Here is a 16,216-nt window from a genome sequence, read left to right on the forward strand (position 1 = left end):
TGATGACTCTTCCCTACACCGGATTGCGTGTTTTAGATATCAGCCAGGGGATCGCCGGGCCCTATTGCGCGCACATTCTGTGGCAACAGGGCGCCGACGTGATCAAGGTCGAGCCTCCTTCTGGCGACTGGATCCGTTTTATCGGCGTCAACAAGGGTGATCACAGCGCTTACGGCATTCAAAACAGCGCCGGTAAAAAAGCGCTGGCACTGGATGCTCGCCATCCAGAGGGCAAGAAGATTTTGTATGACATGGCGATGCAAGCCGATGTCATCGTGCAAAATTTCCGTCCTGGTGTCGCGCAGCGGCTGGGCATCGGCTACGAGGAGCTCTCCAGGCAAAAGCCAGAGCTCGTATATGTCTCGATCAGTGGCTACGGTCCGGATGGTCCGTATGCGGATGCTCCGGCAACAGATTCGGTGATGCAGTCTGATAGCGGTCTGATGTATTCCAATCAAGATGAGCAGGGTACGCCTCGTCGCTTGGGCGTGCTCGCCGCTGACATCATGACGGGTCTCTATGCCGCGCAAGGCGCCGCAACAGCCTTGTATCAGCGTCTTGTCCGCAAGCAAGGCACGCATGTCGAAGTCAGTCTCTTCGAAGCTTGCGCCTCGTTTCAAGGAATGTGTTTTCTCGAAGAAGCGATGGCGGGCAAGCGCCCCTTTGGTTCAGTCAGTGCTCCAAACGGAGTATTCGATACCGCGGATGGAAAGATATCGATTGTCACGGTCCATACCGAACACTTCCATCACATATGCGATGCAATGGGGCGTCCCGAATGGAAGACCGATCCACGCTTCATCGATAATCACATCCGTTTTGAAAACAAAGCGGTGTTACGCGATCTGATGAATCAGCAGCTCTGTCAGCAATCAACCGAACATTGGACAGCACTGTTCAAAAAACATGATGTGTTGCATGCGGTTGTTCGTGATTATCAAGGTGTGCTCAATCATCCGCAGGCCCAGCATTTAAAGCTTGCGCAACAACTCGATCAGCCAGGGGTCGGGTTATTGCCCTACATTGGTTTGCCCATTCACCCGCATCGTCGTCCCGTCGAGAGCTCCCCTCGGATTGGCGAACATTCAATCGAGATTCTCATGCAAATGGGTTTGTCCGAAGATGCGGTTGAGCGATTGATCACTGCCGGCGTGGTCAAACAGGCGGGTCGCTAATCCATGGCGGTATTCATCACAGGTGCCAGCAGCGGGCTGGGTGCTGCCTTGGCGCGTCATTATGCAGCTCAAGGTCATGTGTTGGGTTTGCTTGCGCGACGCGGTGAGCGTCTCAACGCGCTGATCGAGACCTTGCCGGGTTCGCATCATATGTATGTGGTTGATGTGTGCGATCGCGAGGCGCTGCATGCTGCCGCTGAGGACTTCATTAGGCAAGTCGGTCGCGTGGATATCGTGATTGCATCAGCGGGTATCAGCGCCGGTACGCTCACCGAGGAGCGGGCAGATTTTGATGTCTTCAAAGCGATCTTTGAAACGAACGTGATGGCGACGGTCTCTACCTTTGAGCCTTTCGTTCCCCTGATGAAGCAGGTCGGTACCGGTACGCTTGTCGGTATCGCGAGTGTGGCAGGTGTGCGTGGCTTGCCTGGCGCAGGTGCCTACAGTGCATCCAAAGCTGCGGTCGCGACATATTGTGAAAGCCTGCGCCTGGAGCTCAAACCTTTCGGTTTGTCGGTGGTCACCATTGCCCCGGGCTATATCAAAACCGAGATGACCGCTAAAAATCCCTACAGCATGCCCTTTTTGCTAGACGCGGATATTTTTGCCCGGCGTGCGGCACGATCGATCTCTCAGCACAATTCCTATGTCGTGATACCCTGGCAGATGGGGATTGTCGGCAAAATCATGCGTGCGCTACCGAACTGGCTCTATGACCGTTTGGCCGTGAATGCGCCGCGAAAACCCCGTCAGAGCTAAAAGACTCGATAGATTCGAAAGATCTAAAAGATCCAAATCATCCCGTCAGGGCGTGACATCATTCTGTGCGCCTTCGCCAAGGTGCTCCACCTCGCCCCAGCTCAAGATTCTCCATGATTCCGGGGATACGCTGAGACGATTCAAACTCGCGTTCAGCAATGGAGCTTTGCGATCAGCCTGTAGACCGACCTGACTGGCGTGGCGCCAGATGATGTCCATCGCACCGCCATGACTCACTACCATGATGCGTTGCCCTGGGTGTTTGGTCGCGAGTCCATTGATGGCTCCGACTACCCGACGGTGGAAAAAGCCAAGCGATTCGCCCTCAGGCATTTCAAGATCGGGATCACGGCTGCGCCAGATCCGATAAGCCTCAGGCTGGTGCTGTTCCATTTCGCTATAAATCAAGCCCTGCAAGACGCCGAAGTGACGTTCACGGATACCGGGTTCGAGCGATAAAGGCAAACCCACTGATTCGGCCACGATGCTGGCAGTGTGATGGGCACGCTTGAGATCACTGGTGTAGATTGCATCCAGACGCGTCCCCGAATCACTCAGATTCTTGATATGACGCGCAAGTGACCGGGCTTGTTCGATACCGTTTTCATTCAGTCCGATGTCCTCCCAGCCCTGTACGCGGCTCTCCACGTTCCAGGGGGTTTCACCGTGTCGAACCAACCAGATTTCAGTCATGCTGTGCATCAATCCTTAAAATAGATCTTCCAGTGTACTGCGCGAGATTATTGCTCTGCGAATGCGCGTTCGATCACAAAATCGCCGGGGCGGGTGGTGTTGCCTTCTTTGAACCCGCGCGTTTCAAGCATGGCTTTCAGGTCGCGCAACATATCGGGACTGCCGCAAATCATGATGCGGTCTTGCTCGCGGTCGAGGTGCGGGACTTTCAAGTCGGCAAAGAGCTTTCCACTCTCAATCAAGGTCGTGATGCGTCCCATGTTGGTATAGGTTTCGCGTGTCACAGTGGGGTAGTAGCGTAATTGACGACTGACCATTTCGCCCAGGAACTCATGCTGTGGCAAGGTTTGAGTGAGGTAGTCGTGATAGGCCAGTTCGGCAACTTCGCGCACGCCATGCACCAACACAACCTCCTCGAATTTCTCGTAGGTTTCCGGATCGCGAATCACGCTCAGAAAAGGCGCCAGGCCTGTGCCCGAGGCAAACATATATAAACGTTTGCCCGGCAGTAAATAATCGATCAGCAGTGTCCCGGTGGGTTTGCGTCCCACAATAATCGAGTCTCCCACTTGAATATGCTGCAAGCGTGAGGTCAGCGGGCCGTCCTCGACTTTGATACTGAGAAATTCCAGGTGCTCCTCGTAGTTCGCGCTCGCGATACTGTAGGCACGCAAGAGAGGCTTGCCGTTCACCTTCAAACCGATCATTGTGAAGTGACCGTTGCTGAATCTCAGGGAGGGATCCCGCGTTGTCGTAAAGCTAAAAAGACGGTCTGTCCAGTGATGCACACTCAGGACTTTTTCTTCGTTGAAGGCACTCATGGGGGTTTTCTTTTAAGACTCACAAAAAAAAACTATAACAAATATGGCAGGGATCCCAGCTTCGGCCCGGCCTGACGTGCATTTAGGTTAAAGTTTTTGGTTCAGGCGGCTATAGTGATCGTTCGCCGCAACGCTTTAATGCGATTTTGAAATGCTGTAGGAGCAAATGTCATGAGTGTGCAGACCCCCAATTGGATACGACTGGTGCTACAAGCCACCGCAGTGCTGGCCTTTTCATCCACTGTCCATGCGCAGGGCACCATTAAAATTGGTGAAATCAACAGCTACAAGGCACAGCCCGCATTTCTCGAGCCCTATAAAAAAGGGATGGAGCTGGCCGTCGAGCAGATCAATGCTTCTGGCGGTCTGAACGGTAAGCAAGTCCAGTTGATCACGCGTGATGACAATGCCAATCCCGGAGATGCCGTTCGGGTCGCAGAGGAACTCCTGACGCGTGACAAGGTTGACGTGTTGACGGGGTCATTTTTGTCTCATATCGGTTTAGCGCTCACTGATTTTGCCAAACAGAAAAAGGTGTTCTTCCTGGCGAGCGAGCCACTGACCGATAAGATCGTTTGGCAAAATGGCAATCGCTACACATACCGTCTGCGCACTTCAACTTACATGCAGGTTGCGATGTTAGTGCCCGAAGCCGCTGCCATGAATAAGAAACGCTGGGCGATTGTTTATCCCAATTATGAATATGGTCAATCCGCGGCTGCCACATTTAAAACACTTCTCAAAGCGGCTCAACCAGACGTCGAGTTTGTCGCTGAACAGGCGCCTCCGCTAGGCAAGCTCGATGCGGGCAGTGTGGTGCAGGCCTTGTCGGATGCGAAACCAGATGCGATTTTCAACGTGTTGTTCGCCGCGGATCTCGCCAAATTGGTCCGCGAGGGCAATACACGTGGTTTATTCAAGGGTCGCGAGGTCGTGAGCTTGCTGACAGGCGAGCCCGAATATCTGGATCCACTCAAGGACGAGACACCTGATGGCTGGCTGGTGACCGGCTATCCTTGGTACGGCATCAAAACACCTGAACACGAGGCTTTCCTGAAAGCCTATCAGGCACGTTTTAAAGACTATCCACGACTCGGATCGATCATTGGCTACAGCACCATCATGTCGCTTGCAGAGGGTATTAAAAAAGCGAAAAGTACGGATACTGAGGCCTTGGTCGCCGCTTTCAAAGGATTGCAATTGATGACGCCGTTTGGCCCAATCACTTATCGACCTGAGGACCATCAATCGACGATGGGTGCGTTCGTGGGTCGCACAAAAAATGAAGGTGGAAAGGGTGTGATGGTGGATTTCCGCTACATGGATGGCGCAAAATTTTTACCTTCTGCCGCCGAGGTGAAAAAGCTTCGACCGGCTGACTAGGCGCGTCGAGCGCATCGTATGGATCTTGCCAGTTTCATCGTTCAGCTCTTAAACGGCTTGGCCGGCGCCTCCTCGTTATTTTTGGTGGCGGCCGGTTTGTCGTTGATTTTCGGTGTGACGCGCATCGTCAATTTTGCCCATGGATCTTTTTTCATGGTCGGGATCTATGTGGCCTACAGCCTGGTCACAAGATTTTCTTCGACGATTGGTTTTTGGCCCGCCATACTCGCTGCGGCACTCAGTGTCGCAATATTGGGTGCGCTGGTGGAAATGACGTTAATGCGCCGTATTTACAGAGCGCCTGAGTTGTTTCAATTACTTGCGACCTTCGCGCTCGTGTTGGTGATCAAGGACGCTGTCTTGTGGTTCTGGGGGCCGGAGGAGTTGCTGGGCCCGCGTGCGCCGGGATTTAAATCCGCCGTGCAGATCTTGGGTCGCAGCTTTCCAAGTTACGACCTGCTTTTAATTGTGCTGGGGCCTGTGATCCTCGGGATGTTGTGGTTATTGCTGACCCGCACTCGCTGGGGGGTATACGTACGCGCTGCCACACAGGATCGTGAAATGGTGGGTGCCCTAGGGGTCAATCAGGCCTGGTTGTTCACCAGCGTATTCGCGCTTGGCGCCTTTCTGGCTGGTTTGGGGGGGGCGCTTCAGCTGCCTCGTGAGCCCGCCAGTCTGGAGATGGATCTCAATATCATCGGTGCGGCCTTTGTCGTCGTCGTGGTCGGCGGCATGGGCTCGATTCCAGGCGCTTTTGTCGCCGCGCTATTGATTGCTGAAATCAAGGCGATCTGTATCTGGTTGGGTGTCGAGACAATCTTCGGCGTAGAAGTTTCTTTTTCCAAGCTGACCTTGGTCGTGGAGTTTCTGGTGATGGCGACCGTCCTGATGCTCAGGCCCTGGGGATTATTTGGACGACCCCAGCAGCCTGCTCGGCATACCACTTATGCCGAAGCACCCTTGCGAGCGGCCAGTGTCTGGAGCGTGCCGTTCTGGACAGTGTTGATTGTCTTGCTTGTACTTCTTCCCTGGCTGACCCGATCTTCTCCGTATGTGACAATTTTGAGTATTGATTTGTTGGTGGCCGCACTCTTTGCGACGAGTTTGCATTTCATTATGGGACCGGCTGGCATGCATTCTTTTGGTCATGCTGCCTATTTTGGTCTGGGTGCCTATGGCGCAGCGTTACTCTTGAAGTATGCCGGCGTGCCCATGGAGGCGGCGCTTTTGATCGCGCCTTTGGTTGCCTTGTTCGGCGCTGCTGTGTTTGGCTGGTTTAGTGTGCGTTTATCGGGTGTTTATTTGGCCATGCTGACGCTCGCCTTTGCCCAGATTACGTGGGCAGTCGTCTTTCAGTGGGATGGGTTCACGGGCGGCAGTAATGGCCTGACCGGTGTGTGGCCCGCCCATTGGCTCATGAACAAGCAACACTATTACTGGCTCACACTCGCTTTCGTGGTCATTGGAGTATGGTGGATGCGCCGGGTATTGCACGCGCCGTTTGGTTACGCTGTGCGAGCAGCCAGGGACTCTGCAGTGCGGGCCGACGCGATCGGGATCAATGTCAAGCGCATGCAGTGGATTGCGTTTGTGATCGCGGGTACGCTGGCTGGATTGGCTGGGGCGCTCTTTGCTTTTTCTAAAGGCAGTATTTCGCCCGAAGTGTTGTACGTGAGTAAGTCCGTCGATGGTCTGGTGATGGTGCTGTTAGGGGGGATTCAAACGCTCTCGGGTCCTCTTGTGGGAGCCTTGTCGTTCACCTGGCTTCATGACACCGTGGCGCGCAACACAGAATACTGGCGCGCGATGCTCGGTGGCATCATTCTTTTGCTTGTGCTCTTGTTTCCGGAGGGGCTAGCAGGTGCCGGGCGTCGCTTCCTGATCTGGCGGGGTGCGCGATGAGTTTGCTTGTCGTCAGGGATCTCGGGAAATCTTTCGGGGGGCTGACTGCCGTAGACGAGGTCAGCTTTTCAATACGCCCGGGTGAATTGTTGGCATTGATCGGTCCAAATGGCGCGGGCAAAACAACAACATTCAATATGATCAATGGACAATTGCGCGCCGATCGAGGCTCTGCGCAATTATCCGGACATGAATTGCTGGGTTTGGCTCCGCGCGATATTTGGCGCCTCGGAGTCGGTCGAACATTCCAGATCGCGGAAACCTTTGGTTCATTCACTGCCCTGGAAAATGTACAAATGGCGTTGCTCTCCCATCAGCGTCGCCTGTTTTCATTTTTAAAACCCGCACGTGCGTTCGCGCAAGCACGCGCCCAAGAGTTGCTCGAGCAGGTTGGGATGGCGCAACAAGGCGAGCGCGCTTGCAGTGAGCTCGCTTATGGTGATGTTAAACGCGTTGAACTCGCCATGGCACTGGCTAACGAGCCCAAGCTTTTACTCATGGATGAACCGACTGCCGGCATGGCGCCCGAGGAACGACACGCTTTGATGGCCTTGACCAAGCGTTTGGTGCTCGAGCAAAACATCGCGGTGCTTTTCACCGAGCACAGTATGGATGTTGTGTTCGCGTTTGCGGATCGTGTCATTGTGTTGGCGCGCGGCCGTCTAATTGCGCAGGGAACACCCGCCGAGGTGCGTGCAAATCGTCAAGTACAAGAAGTGTATTTTGGAACAGGCGCGACCTTTCATGCCGACTGGGGAGGAGGGCAATGACATCACCTCTCGTCGCAACATCCCGACAGACGCTCACGCCCATGTCGGAAGTGAAAGGTCACGAACAGCCGTTGCTCGTGGCTGAGCATTTGTGCGCGTGGTATGGCGCGGCTCAGATTCTATTTGATGTCGATCTCGAGGTCAGGCGAGGGGAAGTCGTCGCCCTGATGGGTCGCAATGGTGCGGGCAAGTCGACTGCGATCAAGACGCTGATGGGCTTGATTGAGCGACGAGCGGGTCAGGTCGTTTTCATGGGACGCGATATCTCGACGCTACCCGCCTATCGCATCGCGACGCTGGGTTTGGGTTTCGTGCCTGAAGATCGGCGCATATTCACAGATTTGACGGTGCTTGAAAATCTGGCCGTCGGGCGCCAGCCTGCTCGCCGCTGGCCCGATGGTTCTCTTGCACCCGAATGGAGTGTCGAGCGTTTATTCGATTTGTTTCCCAATTTGTCTGAAATGCCCCATCGTCCGGGCGGAAAAATGAGCGGTGGTGAACAACAAATGCTGACTGTGGCGCGAACGCTGATGGGCAATCCTTTCCTGGTGTTGCTTGACGAACCGTCCGAAGGGGTGGCGCCAATTGTTGTCGAGCAGATGGTGCATATGATCTTGGCGCTCAAGCGTCAGGGTGTCAGTATTTTGTTGTCAGAACAGAATCTCCACTTTGCGCGACTTGTGTCCGACCGTGTGTATCTGCTCGAAAAGGGTCACATTCGTTTCACTGGCACGCTGGCCGAACTTGATCAGCTCGAACAAGTCAAGAAAGACTACCTGACGATGTAAGAAACATGAATCTGTAGAGGGTGGCTTGCATTTGCCGCCAACTTTGCTCACAATAGAGACTTGATCACCACCCCGGCTTCGCATCGATCCGGGGTTTTGCTTTTTGGGAAAATATCATGGCCACTATTCCTCTTACCGCGCGCGGGGCCGAGCGCTTGCAAGCCGAGTTGCATCGCCTCAAACATGTTGAACGTCCAGCCGTGATCAATGCGATCGCGGAGGCGCGTGCGCAGGGCGATCTTTCGGAAAACGCCGAGTACGATGCCGCTCGCGAGCGCCAGGGCTTTATCGAAGGCCGTATCAGCGAGCTCGACGGTACCTTGTCCAATGCTCAGATCATCGATCCAAGCACGATCGATGCGGATGGTCGCGCAGTTTTTGGCTCGACGGTCGAGATCGAGGATCTCGAATCGGGTGAAAAGGTGACCTATCAGATTGTGGGCGATGTCGAAGCCGATATTCGCGCCAATCTTATTTCTGTTTCCAGTCCTGTCGCGCGTGCCTTGATCGGCAAATACGAAGGCGATGTCGTTCAGGTGCAGGCACCTTCCGGTATCCGCGAGTTCGAGATCGTCAGCATCAAATACCTGTAAAGGTTTAATGGTTCGCCATAAAAAACGCCCCGATGCCTGGTGCATCGAGGCGTTTTAAATTTTGTTTTAACGCTTGGGTGCGGGACGTTTACGAGAAACCAAACCAGGCGCTCCACGACGAGCACCGGCACGCAAGGACAGTGCGCTGCGACGCGGAATCCCATGTGCTGTATCCTTGGAGCCTGTGGCACGTGTGCTAGGTCGTGCCGGACGATCACCAGAAAATACGCGGGGGCGATCCTCTTCGAGCTCGCTGTCACGTTCGGCGCGAGTGCGACGCGATGGCTTTTCAAGTTTTTTTCCTTCGGCGGCAAGCTTTTTAGGCGTGTGGGGTTCCGAAGGTTTGCGTTTTGCAGGTGAGGTGGGGGCAGGTTCAGTCTTGAGGTAGGTGCCTTTCGCGCCGTACCTGTACAAAATCAGCATCTTGCCCAGATGATGAACGGCGGCGCAGGAAAGCGTTTCGCAGATCGCACTGAGCATTTCCTCGCGCGCCTCTCGATCTGCCGTGCCGGCGCGGACTTTGATAAGCTCGTGTGCCGACAGGTTGAGATCGATTTCTTTGAGTACTGCCTCAGTCAGGCCATTGTCGCCAATCAGGACGACGGGGCGCAGTGGATGGGCAGCAGCACGAAGGGCGCTGCGTTCGCGTGGGGTGAGTTCCATAATAGTCATAAGGTAGATTGTACGGGAATGGCAAAGAACAAATTTTCAAAAGAGTGGGTGATGCAACACATCAACGACCCATTCGTCAAATTAGCCCAGCAAAAGGGTTATCGCGCCCGTGCGGCTTTCAAGTTAACCGAAATCCTGGATGCAGAGAAGCTGATGCGTCGCGGGGATGTGATTGTCGACCTGGGTTCGGCGCCTGGTAGCTGGTCCCAGGTCGCCCGCGAAAGGCTGGTGGGTAAGGGGGGCGTTCTCGATGGACGCATCCTCGCTTTGGACATCCTTCCCATGGAGCCCATTGCCGGGGTGGAGTTTATCCAGGGTGACTTCAGTGAGGAGTCGGTGCTTGAGACCTTGAACACGATGCTGGATGGAGCTAAGGTAGACTTGGTGCTGTCAGATATGGCGCCCAATTTGTCCGGAGTGGGCATGGCTGATGCCGCGCGGGTGCAAATAGTGATCGAATTAGCTCTTGAATTTGCGCTGATGCACCTCAAACCTGATGGTGCGTTGATCGTAAAAGCCTTCCACGGCAGCGGTTTCTCTCAAGTCGTTGAAAGCTTCAAGCGACACTTCAAAAGAGTCGTGGAGCGCAAGCCTAAAGCGTCTCGGGATCGTTCCTCTGAAACTTTCCTCATCGCGAAAGGTCGAAAGTTGTAGAGGTCTTGGAGCGTTCTGGAACTTCTTGATTTTGTTCCGCTTTTGATTCCCTTTTGATCCCCCGTTTGAACCCTTCAGGCCGAAGGGAATCCAGCCGGAAAGTGACCAGAATCGGGGTAGAATGAAGTATTGATTTATATTGCGAAACTCCCTTTAGGCCACTAGGGTATCGCTTGTCAGCATTACAAGCAGGAGATCGGCCTTGAACAATTCGTTTTCTAAAGTCGCTGTCTGGATGGTGATCGCACTGGTTCTGTTTACTGTTTTCAAACAGTTTGACAGCCGTGCGCCTGCCCAAGACTCCGTCAGTTACACCCAGTTTATGGACGATGCCAAGGCTGGCAAAATCCGCAAGGTGGATGTGCAGAGCGATGTGCTCTACGTCACGCCCGATGCTGGCCGTCCTTACACTTTGACTTCTCCCGGCGACCTCTGGATGGTGTCCGACCTGATGAAGGCGGGTGTGCAGGTTTCGGGCAAGGCGCGCGAAGAGCCCTCGTTCCTGATGAGTATTTTCGTGTCGTGGTTCCCCATGCTGTTGCTGATTGGCGTGTGGGTGTTTTTCATGCGCCAGATGCAGGGCGGTGGCAAGGGCGGAGCGTTCAGTTTCGGCAAGTCCCGTGCCCGGATGCTCGATGAGACCACGAACTCCATCACCTTTGCCGATGTCGCGGGCTGCGACGAGGCCAAAGAGGATGTGCAGGAGCTGGTTGATTTCTTGCGTGACCCGACCAAGTTTCAGAAGCTCGGTGGACATATCCCCCGAGGCGTGCTGATGGTGGGTTCGCCCGGTACGGGTAAGACACTGTTGGCTAAAGCAATTGCCGGCGAAGCCAAAGTCCCATTCTTCAGCATCTCAGGCTCTGATTTTGTCGAAATGTTTGTGGGCGTGGGTGCTTCTCGCGTGCGCGACATGTTTGAGAACGCTAAAAAGCATTCGCCTTGCATCATCTTCATCGACGAAATCGATGCGGTCGGTCGCCAGCGTGGCGCCGGGCTCGGTGGTGGTAACGATGAGCGCGAGCAAACGCTCAACCAGTTGCTCGTCGAGATGGATGGTTTTGAGACTGGCGTGGGCGTGATCGTGATCGCCGCGACCAACCGTCCTGACGTGCTGGATCCAGCCTTGCTGCGCCCCGGTCGTTTCGATCGTCAGGTTGTCGTGCCTCTGCCTGATATTCGCGGTCGTGAACAGATCCTGAATGTGCACATGCGTAAAGTTCCTCTCGCTCAAAACGTCAACGCGCATGTTTTGGCTCGCGGTTGCCCTGGCTTTTCTGGTGCCGATTTGGCTAACCTGGTGAACGAGGCTGCGTTGTTTGCCGCCCGTCGTAATGGTCGGACGGTTGATATGTCCGACTTTGAAAAGGCCAAGGACAAAATCATCATGGGTGCCGAGCGTCGTTCGCTTGTCATGCCTGAAGAAGAGCGTCGCAATACCGCTTACCATGAGTCGGGTCATGCGATTGTGGCGCGCATGCTCCCCAAGACGGATCCTGTGCACAAGGTCACGATCATTCCACGTGGCCGCGCGCTGGGCGTGACGATGCAGTTGCCCGAAGGCGATCGCTACAGCATGGATAAAGAGCGGTTGCTTTGCACGATTGCGGTGTTGTTTGGTGGTCGCATCGCCGAAGAATTGTTCATGAATCAAATGACGACTGGCGCCTCCAACGACTTTGAGCGTGCAACGGCGATCGCCCGTGACATGGTGACGCGTTATGGCATGTCGACCGAACTTGGTCCGATGGTGTATGCGGAAAATGAAGGTGAAGTCTTTTTGGGTCGCAGCGTGACCAAGACCACCCACATGTCCGAAGACACCATGCAAAAGGTCGATAACCAGATCCGTAAAATTATTGACGAGCAGTACGCTGTCGCACGTACCATTCTCGAGAACAATCGTGACAAAGTTGAAGTCATGACCAAGGCTCTGCTCGAATGGGAAACCATTGATTCCGACCAGATCAATGACATCATCGAAGGCCGTCCGCCGCGTCCACCCAAAGTGCCTGAGGCACCGATGGATTCGACAGGGGCACCACCGAGCGGCACGGCGCCTGGCACAAACACTGATCCCGCCGCCGTCGTCTGAGGCAGGTAGTGTCCGGCACAATGGCTGAACGCTGGGTATGCGGGCGCTTTGAGTTTGATCTCAAGCGCCCGATTCTTATGGGAATCGTCAATGTCACGCCAGACTCGTTTTCTGATGGCGGGCAACATGCCCGCACAGAGTCGGCGATTCGACATGCGCACACGCTGATCCAGGAGGGGGCCGACATCCTGGACATTGGCGGAGAGTCGACACGTCCGGGTGCTTTACCCGTTTCTGTACAAGACGAGCTCGCGCGCGTGATTCCTGTGATCAAAGCGTTGTTGCACAGTGGTGTGGCGATTTCTGTCGACACCTGCAAGCCCGAGGTCATGCAGGCAGCTCTTGATGTGGGTGCGGATATCATTAACGATGTCACAGGTATGCGCGATGTATCCGCGCAGCGTATCGTCGCCAGACATGGTCATTGCGGCGTATGCGTGATGCACATGCAGGGCGAACCCCGAACAATGCAGACCAAGCCACATTACAACGACGTGGTCCATGACATTCATGCAGAGCTTGTCAGACAAGCTCATCAACTCGAATCCCTGGGTATTCAGTCCGAGCGTATTAGTCTGGATCCTGGCTTTGGTTTCGGTAAAACTGTCGAACAAAATTATCAGTTGCTTGCCAATTTGAACGTCATTGCGAATACGGGTTATCCTGTCGTTTTAGGGGTGTCGCGCAAATCAATGATTGGTGCTGTGACTGGACAGTCAGTCGATCACAGACTTTCAGGCAGTATCTCTGCCGCACTCGCCGGAGTGGTGCGTGGCGCCCGTGTACTCAGAGTGCACGATGTGAGAGAGACGCGCGATGCCTTGTCGGTATGGCATGCAGTAGAGGATGCGAAAAAATAATAATGTCTAAAAGAAAATATTTCGGTACAGATGGTGTCCGAGGGCTCGTTGGCGGCGAGGTGATCAACGCCGAGTTCGCCCTGCGTTTAGGGTATGCCGCGGGCAAGGTTTTGTCTCAGTCTCATGAAAGCGCGGGTGGACGCAGTGGTCGTCCTACCGTTCTGATCGGCAAAGACACTCGGATTAGCGGTTACATGCTGGAGTCGGCTCTCGAGGCTGGTTTTGCTTCTGCAGGTGTGGAGGTGCTTCTTGCGGGACCGCTCCCGACACCTGCAGTCGCGTATCTGACCCGCACTTGGCGGTTGGTGGCCGGTATCGTCATCAGTGCTTCGCACAATCCGTATCATGACAACGGCATCAAGTTTTTCTCCTCGAAAGGGATGAAATTGCCCGATGAGACTGAGGCCGCAATCGAAGCCGCGATTGACGAGCCCATGGTGTGTGTCCCCTCTGAAAAACTAGGTCGGGCGCGTCGTATTGACGATGCGCCCGGGCGCTACATCGAGTTTTGCAAAAGCACTTTTCCTTCAGATCTGGATTTGAAAGGACTGAAGCTTGTGATCGATGCCGCCAACGGAGCGGCTTACCACATCGCGCCTCATGTGTTTCGTGAGCTGGGCGCCGAGGTCCACGCGATTGGCGTTTCTCCTGACGGATTCAATATCAACAAGGACGTTGGTGCCTTGCACCCCGAGGGTCTTGCCGCCGAAGTGCGAGCGCGTGGTGCTGATCTGGGGATCGCGCTGGATGGCGATGCGGATCGTTTGCAGATGGTGGACGCTTCAGGTCGTGTTTACAACGGCGATGAGTTGTTATTTGCAGTGGTGCGTGAGCGTCTCGCGCGTGGACCGGTGGCAGGTGTCGTCGGAACCCTGATGACCAACTTCGGTTTGGAGAAACAGCTTAAGTCACTTGGCATTCCTTTCGAACGTGCGCAGGTGGGTGATCGTTACGTGCTTGAGCAATTGCGTAACCGTGGCTGGCTCTATGGTGGTGAAAGTTCAGGCCACTTGTTGTGTCTGGACTCGCACACAACGGGTGACGGCATTGTGGCGGCATTGCAAGTGCTTGCGGCACTTCAGCGCAGTGGCGAAACTCTGGCTCAGTGGCTCGATACGTTGAGGATGTACCCTCAGACAATGGTCAACGTGCCGTGGGTGCCGGGTAAAAGCTGGACCGCGCATGCGGGACTGGTCGCCGCCAAGGAACAAGTCGAGCGCATGCTGGGTGAGCGCGGGCGCGTATTGATTCGCGCTTCGGGTACTGAACCCAAATTGCGCCTGATGGTCGAGGCGGAGGACCATGGTCTGGTCGAGCAGGGTATTTCAATGTTGACGGCGGTTGATCTGAACTGAGTGCTGTGCATTCAGCGCTGTTCATTTGATGCGACTTATTTCGCGCGACTCTTTTTTGCGCGACTCAGATCAGAATCAATTCAAAATCGAAGCCCACCTTGCTCCACTCCGACTCTTCGCCATGCAATGAAAAGTCTGTGAGCGGATGCGTGGCGAGCCATTTCTTATCCACTTTGCACACGATGGAATTTCCGTTGATGCTGACCGAGAGGGGCAGGCGCGCGACGTCCTCTCTGCGTCGACAGAGCAACACTGCAAGTCGTAGACACAGGATTGTCAGCCATTGATCACGGCTCTTGACCAGCGATTGTGCTTTGGCGAGTTTGCCGGTGTGCACGAGTGCTAACAGCCCGAGATGCAATTGATCAACTCGTGAAAAACCCGGCATATCCGCGTTGTTGAGAATATAGGCACTATGCTTGTGATACCCGGCTTGTGCGATGGAAAGACCGACCTCGTGCAGGTCTGCCGCCCAGCTCAATGTGTGTCGTAGCTCGTCTTGCTGGCTACGGTCGGGAAACAAGCTTTCAAACAGACTCAGCGCAGTGCGTTTGACCCGGTTGGCTTGCCGCGTATCGACATGATAGCGTTTCATAAAAGCACTGACAGATTCATCCCGACGGTCATGCGCTTCTTCGCGTCCGGCCAGATCGACGAGTACGCCGAGACGTAGCGCACCATCACCGGTTTTCATTGTGTCGACACGCATTTCATCAAAAAATGCGCTCATGATGGCCAGGCCGCCTGTGAGGACGTCCGCACGGTCCACCTTGATGCCCGGCAAATCATTTGTGATCACACGACCTGAGCGAATGAGTTTGGCTTTCAGGCGATCCAAACCGTCCCGGGTAATGCCGCCGGTCGTCAGCTTGCCATCGGTCAGGATGGCCAACAGGGCTTTGGCCGTGCCCGATGAACCGTAAGCCATATCCCAACCCATTTTTCTGTAGGGTTTAGTGATGACCTCGATTTCGCGACGGGCGGCGAGCTCAGCTTGTTTCATACTCTGGGCATCGATTCGACCATCTGGAAAGAATTTTTGGCTAAAGCTCACGCATCCCATATAAAGCGAGGAGGTGAGGATGGGCTCATCGCCTTTGCCAATAATCACCTCCGTTGAGCCGCCACCGATGTCGATGACCAGTCTCTTCTCGGCAGAGACGGGAAGCGTGTGACTCACGCCCGTGTAAATCAGGCGTGCTTCTTCACGGCCAGCGATGACTTCGATTGGAAAGCCCAGTGCCGCTTCGGCCAGAGGCAAAAAGTCCGCGACGTTTCGGGCGACGCGAAAAGTGTTGGTCGCAACTGCGCGCACGCGGTCCGGGTGAAAGCTTCGAAGACGCTCTCCGAAGCGTTGCAAAACCTCGACAGCCCGGTCGATGGCCTCTTGACTGAGGTTTTTGGAGGCGTCCAAGCCGGCGGCCAGGCGCACGGTTTCCTTGAGACGGTCGATTTGGTAGATGTGTTTGGCGCCATTTTGTTCGGCCACCCGACCAATTGACAGCCTGAAGCTGTTGGATCCCAGATCGACTGCCGCCAACAGGTGTTTCATAAAATTAAACCAAAATGCGATAGCAACATTATAAAAGGGTATCTTGTAAAAAGTTTGTCATACAGGCACGATAAGCTGAATGCACGAAAATGCCGCTATCATGTGCCTAAAAGCCTTGAATAATGCCTCTCCATACCTACACAT

At 54.6% G+C, this 16,216-nt stretch carries 15 protein-coding genes; 11 read left to right on the plus strand and 4 right to left on the minus strand.

The window, feature by feature from the left end; translation table 11 throughout:
* Window positions 1–2: 2 nt before the first annotated feature.
* Window positions 3–1,175: a CaiB/BaiF CoA transferase family protein gene (locus QWY30_RS00330; RefSeq protein ID WP_290237241.1), complete on the plus strand. Its 1,173-nt coding sequence runs from the start codon at window positions 3–5 to the stop codon at window positions 1,173–1,175.
* A 3-nt stretch (window positions 1,176–1,178) separates the two neighbouring features.
* Window positions 1,179–1,934, plus strand: coding sequence for an SDR family oxidoreductase (locus QWY30_RS00335; RefSeq protein ID WP_290237242.1), 756 nt, complete (start codon window positions 1,179–1,181; stop codon window positions 1,932–1,934).
* A 45-nt stretch (window positions 1,935–1,979) separates the two neighbouring features.
* Here the strand turns inward: QWY30_RS00335 and QWY30_RS00340 are convergent, their stop codons facing one another.
* Both QWY30_RS00340 and QWY30_RS00345 read right to left on the minus strand, forming a co-directional pair.
* The gene (locus QWY30_RS00340; protein WP_290237243.1) at window positions 1,980–2,627 is read right to left on the minus strand and encodes a histidine phosphatase family protein; all 648 of its coding nucleotides are present in this window, start codon (window positions 2,625–2,627) and stop codon (window positions 1,980–1,982) included.
* A gap of 47 nt (window positions 2,628–2,674) precedes the next feature.
* Entirely contained in the window at window positions 2,675–3,448 is a 774-nt protein-coding gene (locus QWY30_RS00345; protein ID WP_290237244.1) for a ferredoxin--NADP reductase, read from the minus strand.
* 171 nt (window positions 3,449–3,619) lie between these two features.
* Between QWY30_RS00345 and QWY30_RS00350 the strand changes: the two genes are divergently transcribed.
* The 5 genes from QWY30_RS00350 (at window position 3,620) to greA (ending at window position 8,884) form a co-directional block, all read left to right on the plus strand.
* A complete protein-coding gene (locus QWY30_RS00350) occupies window positions 3,620–4,831 on the plus strand; it encodes an ABC transporter substrate-binding protein (protein WP_290237245.1) in 1,212 nt (403 codons plus the stop codon).
* An 18-nt stretch (window positions 4,832–4,849) separates the two neighbouring features.
* Entirely contained in the window at window positions 4,850–6,733 is a 1,884-nt protein-coding gene (locus QWY30_RS00355) for an ABC transporter permease (RefSeq protein WP_290237246.1), read from the plus strand.
* Window positions 6,730–7,503 carry an ABC transporter ATP-binding protein gene (locus QWY30_RS00360; RefSeq protein ID WP_290237247.1) on the plus strand — a complete coding sequence of 258 codons (774 nt, stop codon included), beginning with the start codon at window positions 6,730–6,732 and terminating at the stop codon, window positions 7,501–7,503. The genes QWY30_RS00355 and QWY30_RS00360 overlap by 4 nt, the downstream gene beginning before the upstream one ends.
* Before the next feature lie 41 nt (window positions 7,504–7,544).
* Window positions 7,545–8,291 (plus strand): ABC transporter ATP-binding protein, encoded by a 747-nt coding sequence (locus tag QWY30_RS00365; RefSeq protein WP_290237920.1) that lies wholly within the window; start codon window positions 7,545–7,547, stop codon window positions 8,289–8,291.
* 116 nt (window positions 8,292–8,407) lie between these two features.
* On the plus strand, window positions 8,408–8,884 hold the full coding sequence (greA, locus tag QWY30_RS00370) for a transcription elongation factor GreA (protein WP_290237248.1): 477 nt from the start codon (window positions 8,408–8,410) through the stop codon (window positions 8,882–8,884).
* A 66-nt stretch (window positions 8,885–8,950) separates the two neighbouring features.
* Here the strand turns inward: greA and QWY30_RS00375 are convergent, their stop codons facing one another.
* Window positions 8,951–9,556 carry a YhbY family RNA-binding protein gene (locus QWY30_RS00375; protein ID WP_290237249.1) on the minus strand — a complete coding sequence of 202 codons (606 nt, stop codon included), beginning with the start codon at window positions 9,554–9,556 and terminating at the stop codon, window positions 8,951–8,953.
* Between the two features lie 18 nt (window positions 9,557–9,574).
* On the opposite strand from QWY30_RS00375, the gene QWY30_RS00380 reads away from it, so the two are divergent.
* The 4 genes from QWY30_RS00380 (at window position 9,575) to glmM (ending at window position 14,520) form a co-directional block, all read left to right on the plus strand.
* Window positions 9,575–10,210 (plus strand): RlmE family RNA methyltransferase, encoded by a 636-nt coding sequence (locus tag QWY30_RS00380; RefSeq protein ID WP_290237250.1) that lies wholly within the window; start codon window positions 9,575–9,577, stop codon window positions 10,208–10,210.
* 202 nt (window positions 10,211–10,412) lie between these two features.
* A complete protein-coding gene (gene ftsH / locus QWY30_RS00385) occupies window positions 10,413–12,305 on the plus strand; it encodes an ATP-dependent zinc metalloprotease FtsH (RefSeq protein WP_290237251.1) in 1,893 nt (630 codons plus the stop codon).
* A gap of 20 nt (window positions 12,306–12,325) precedes the next feature.
* Complete coding sequence (folP, locus tag QWY30_RS00390; protein WP_290237252.1) at window positions 12,326–13,165, plus strand: dihydropteroate synthase; 840 nt, start codon at window positions 12,326–12,328, stop codon at window positions 13,163–13,165.
* Between the two features lie 2 nt (window positions 13,166–13,167).
* Window positions 13,168–14,520 carry a phosphoglucosamine mutase gene (gene glmM / locus QWY30_RS00395; protein ID WP_290237253.1) on the plus strand — a complete coding sequence of 451 codons (1,353 nt, stop codon included), beginning with the start codon at window positions 13,168–13,170 and terminating at the stop codon, window positions 14,518–14,520.
* A gap of 64 nt (window positions 14,521–14,584) precedes the next feature.
* On the opposite strand, the gene ppx is transcribed toward glmM, so the two are convergent.
* Entirely contained in the window at window positions 14,585–16,072 is a 1,488-nt protein-coding gene (gene ppx, locus QWY30_RS00400) for an exopolyphosphatase (RefSeq protein ID WP_290237254.1), read from the minus strand.
* Window positions 16,073–16,216 lie beyond the last annotated feature (144 nt).

Origin of the sequence: Zwartia panacis, from assembly GCF_030410395.1 — a bacterium.
Taxonomy (GTDB): domain Bacteria; phylum Pseudomonadota; class Gammaproteobacteria; order Burkholderiales; family Burkholderiaceae_B; genus Zwartia; species Zwartia panacis.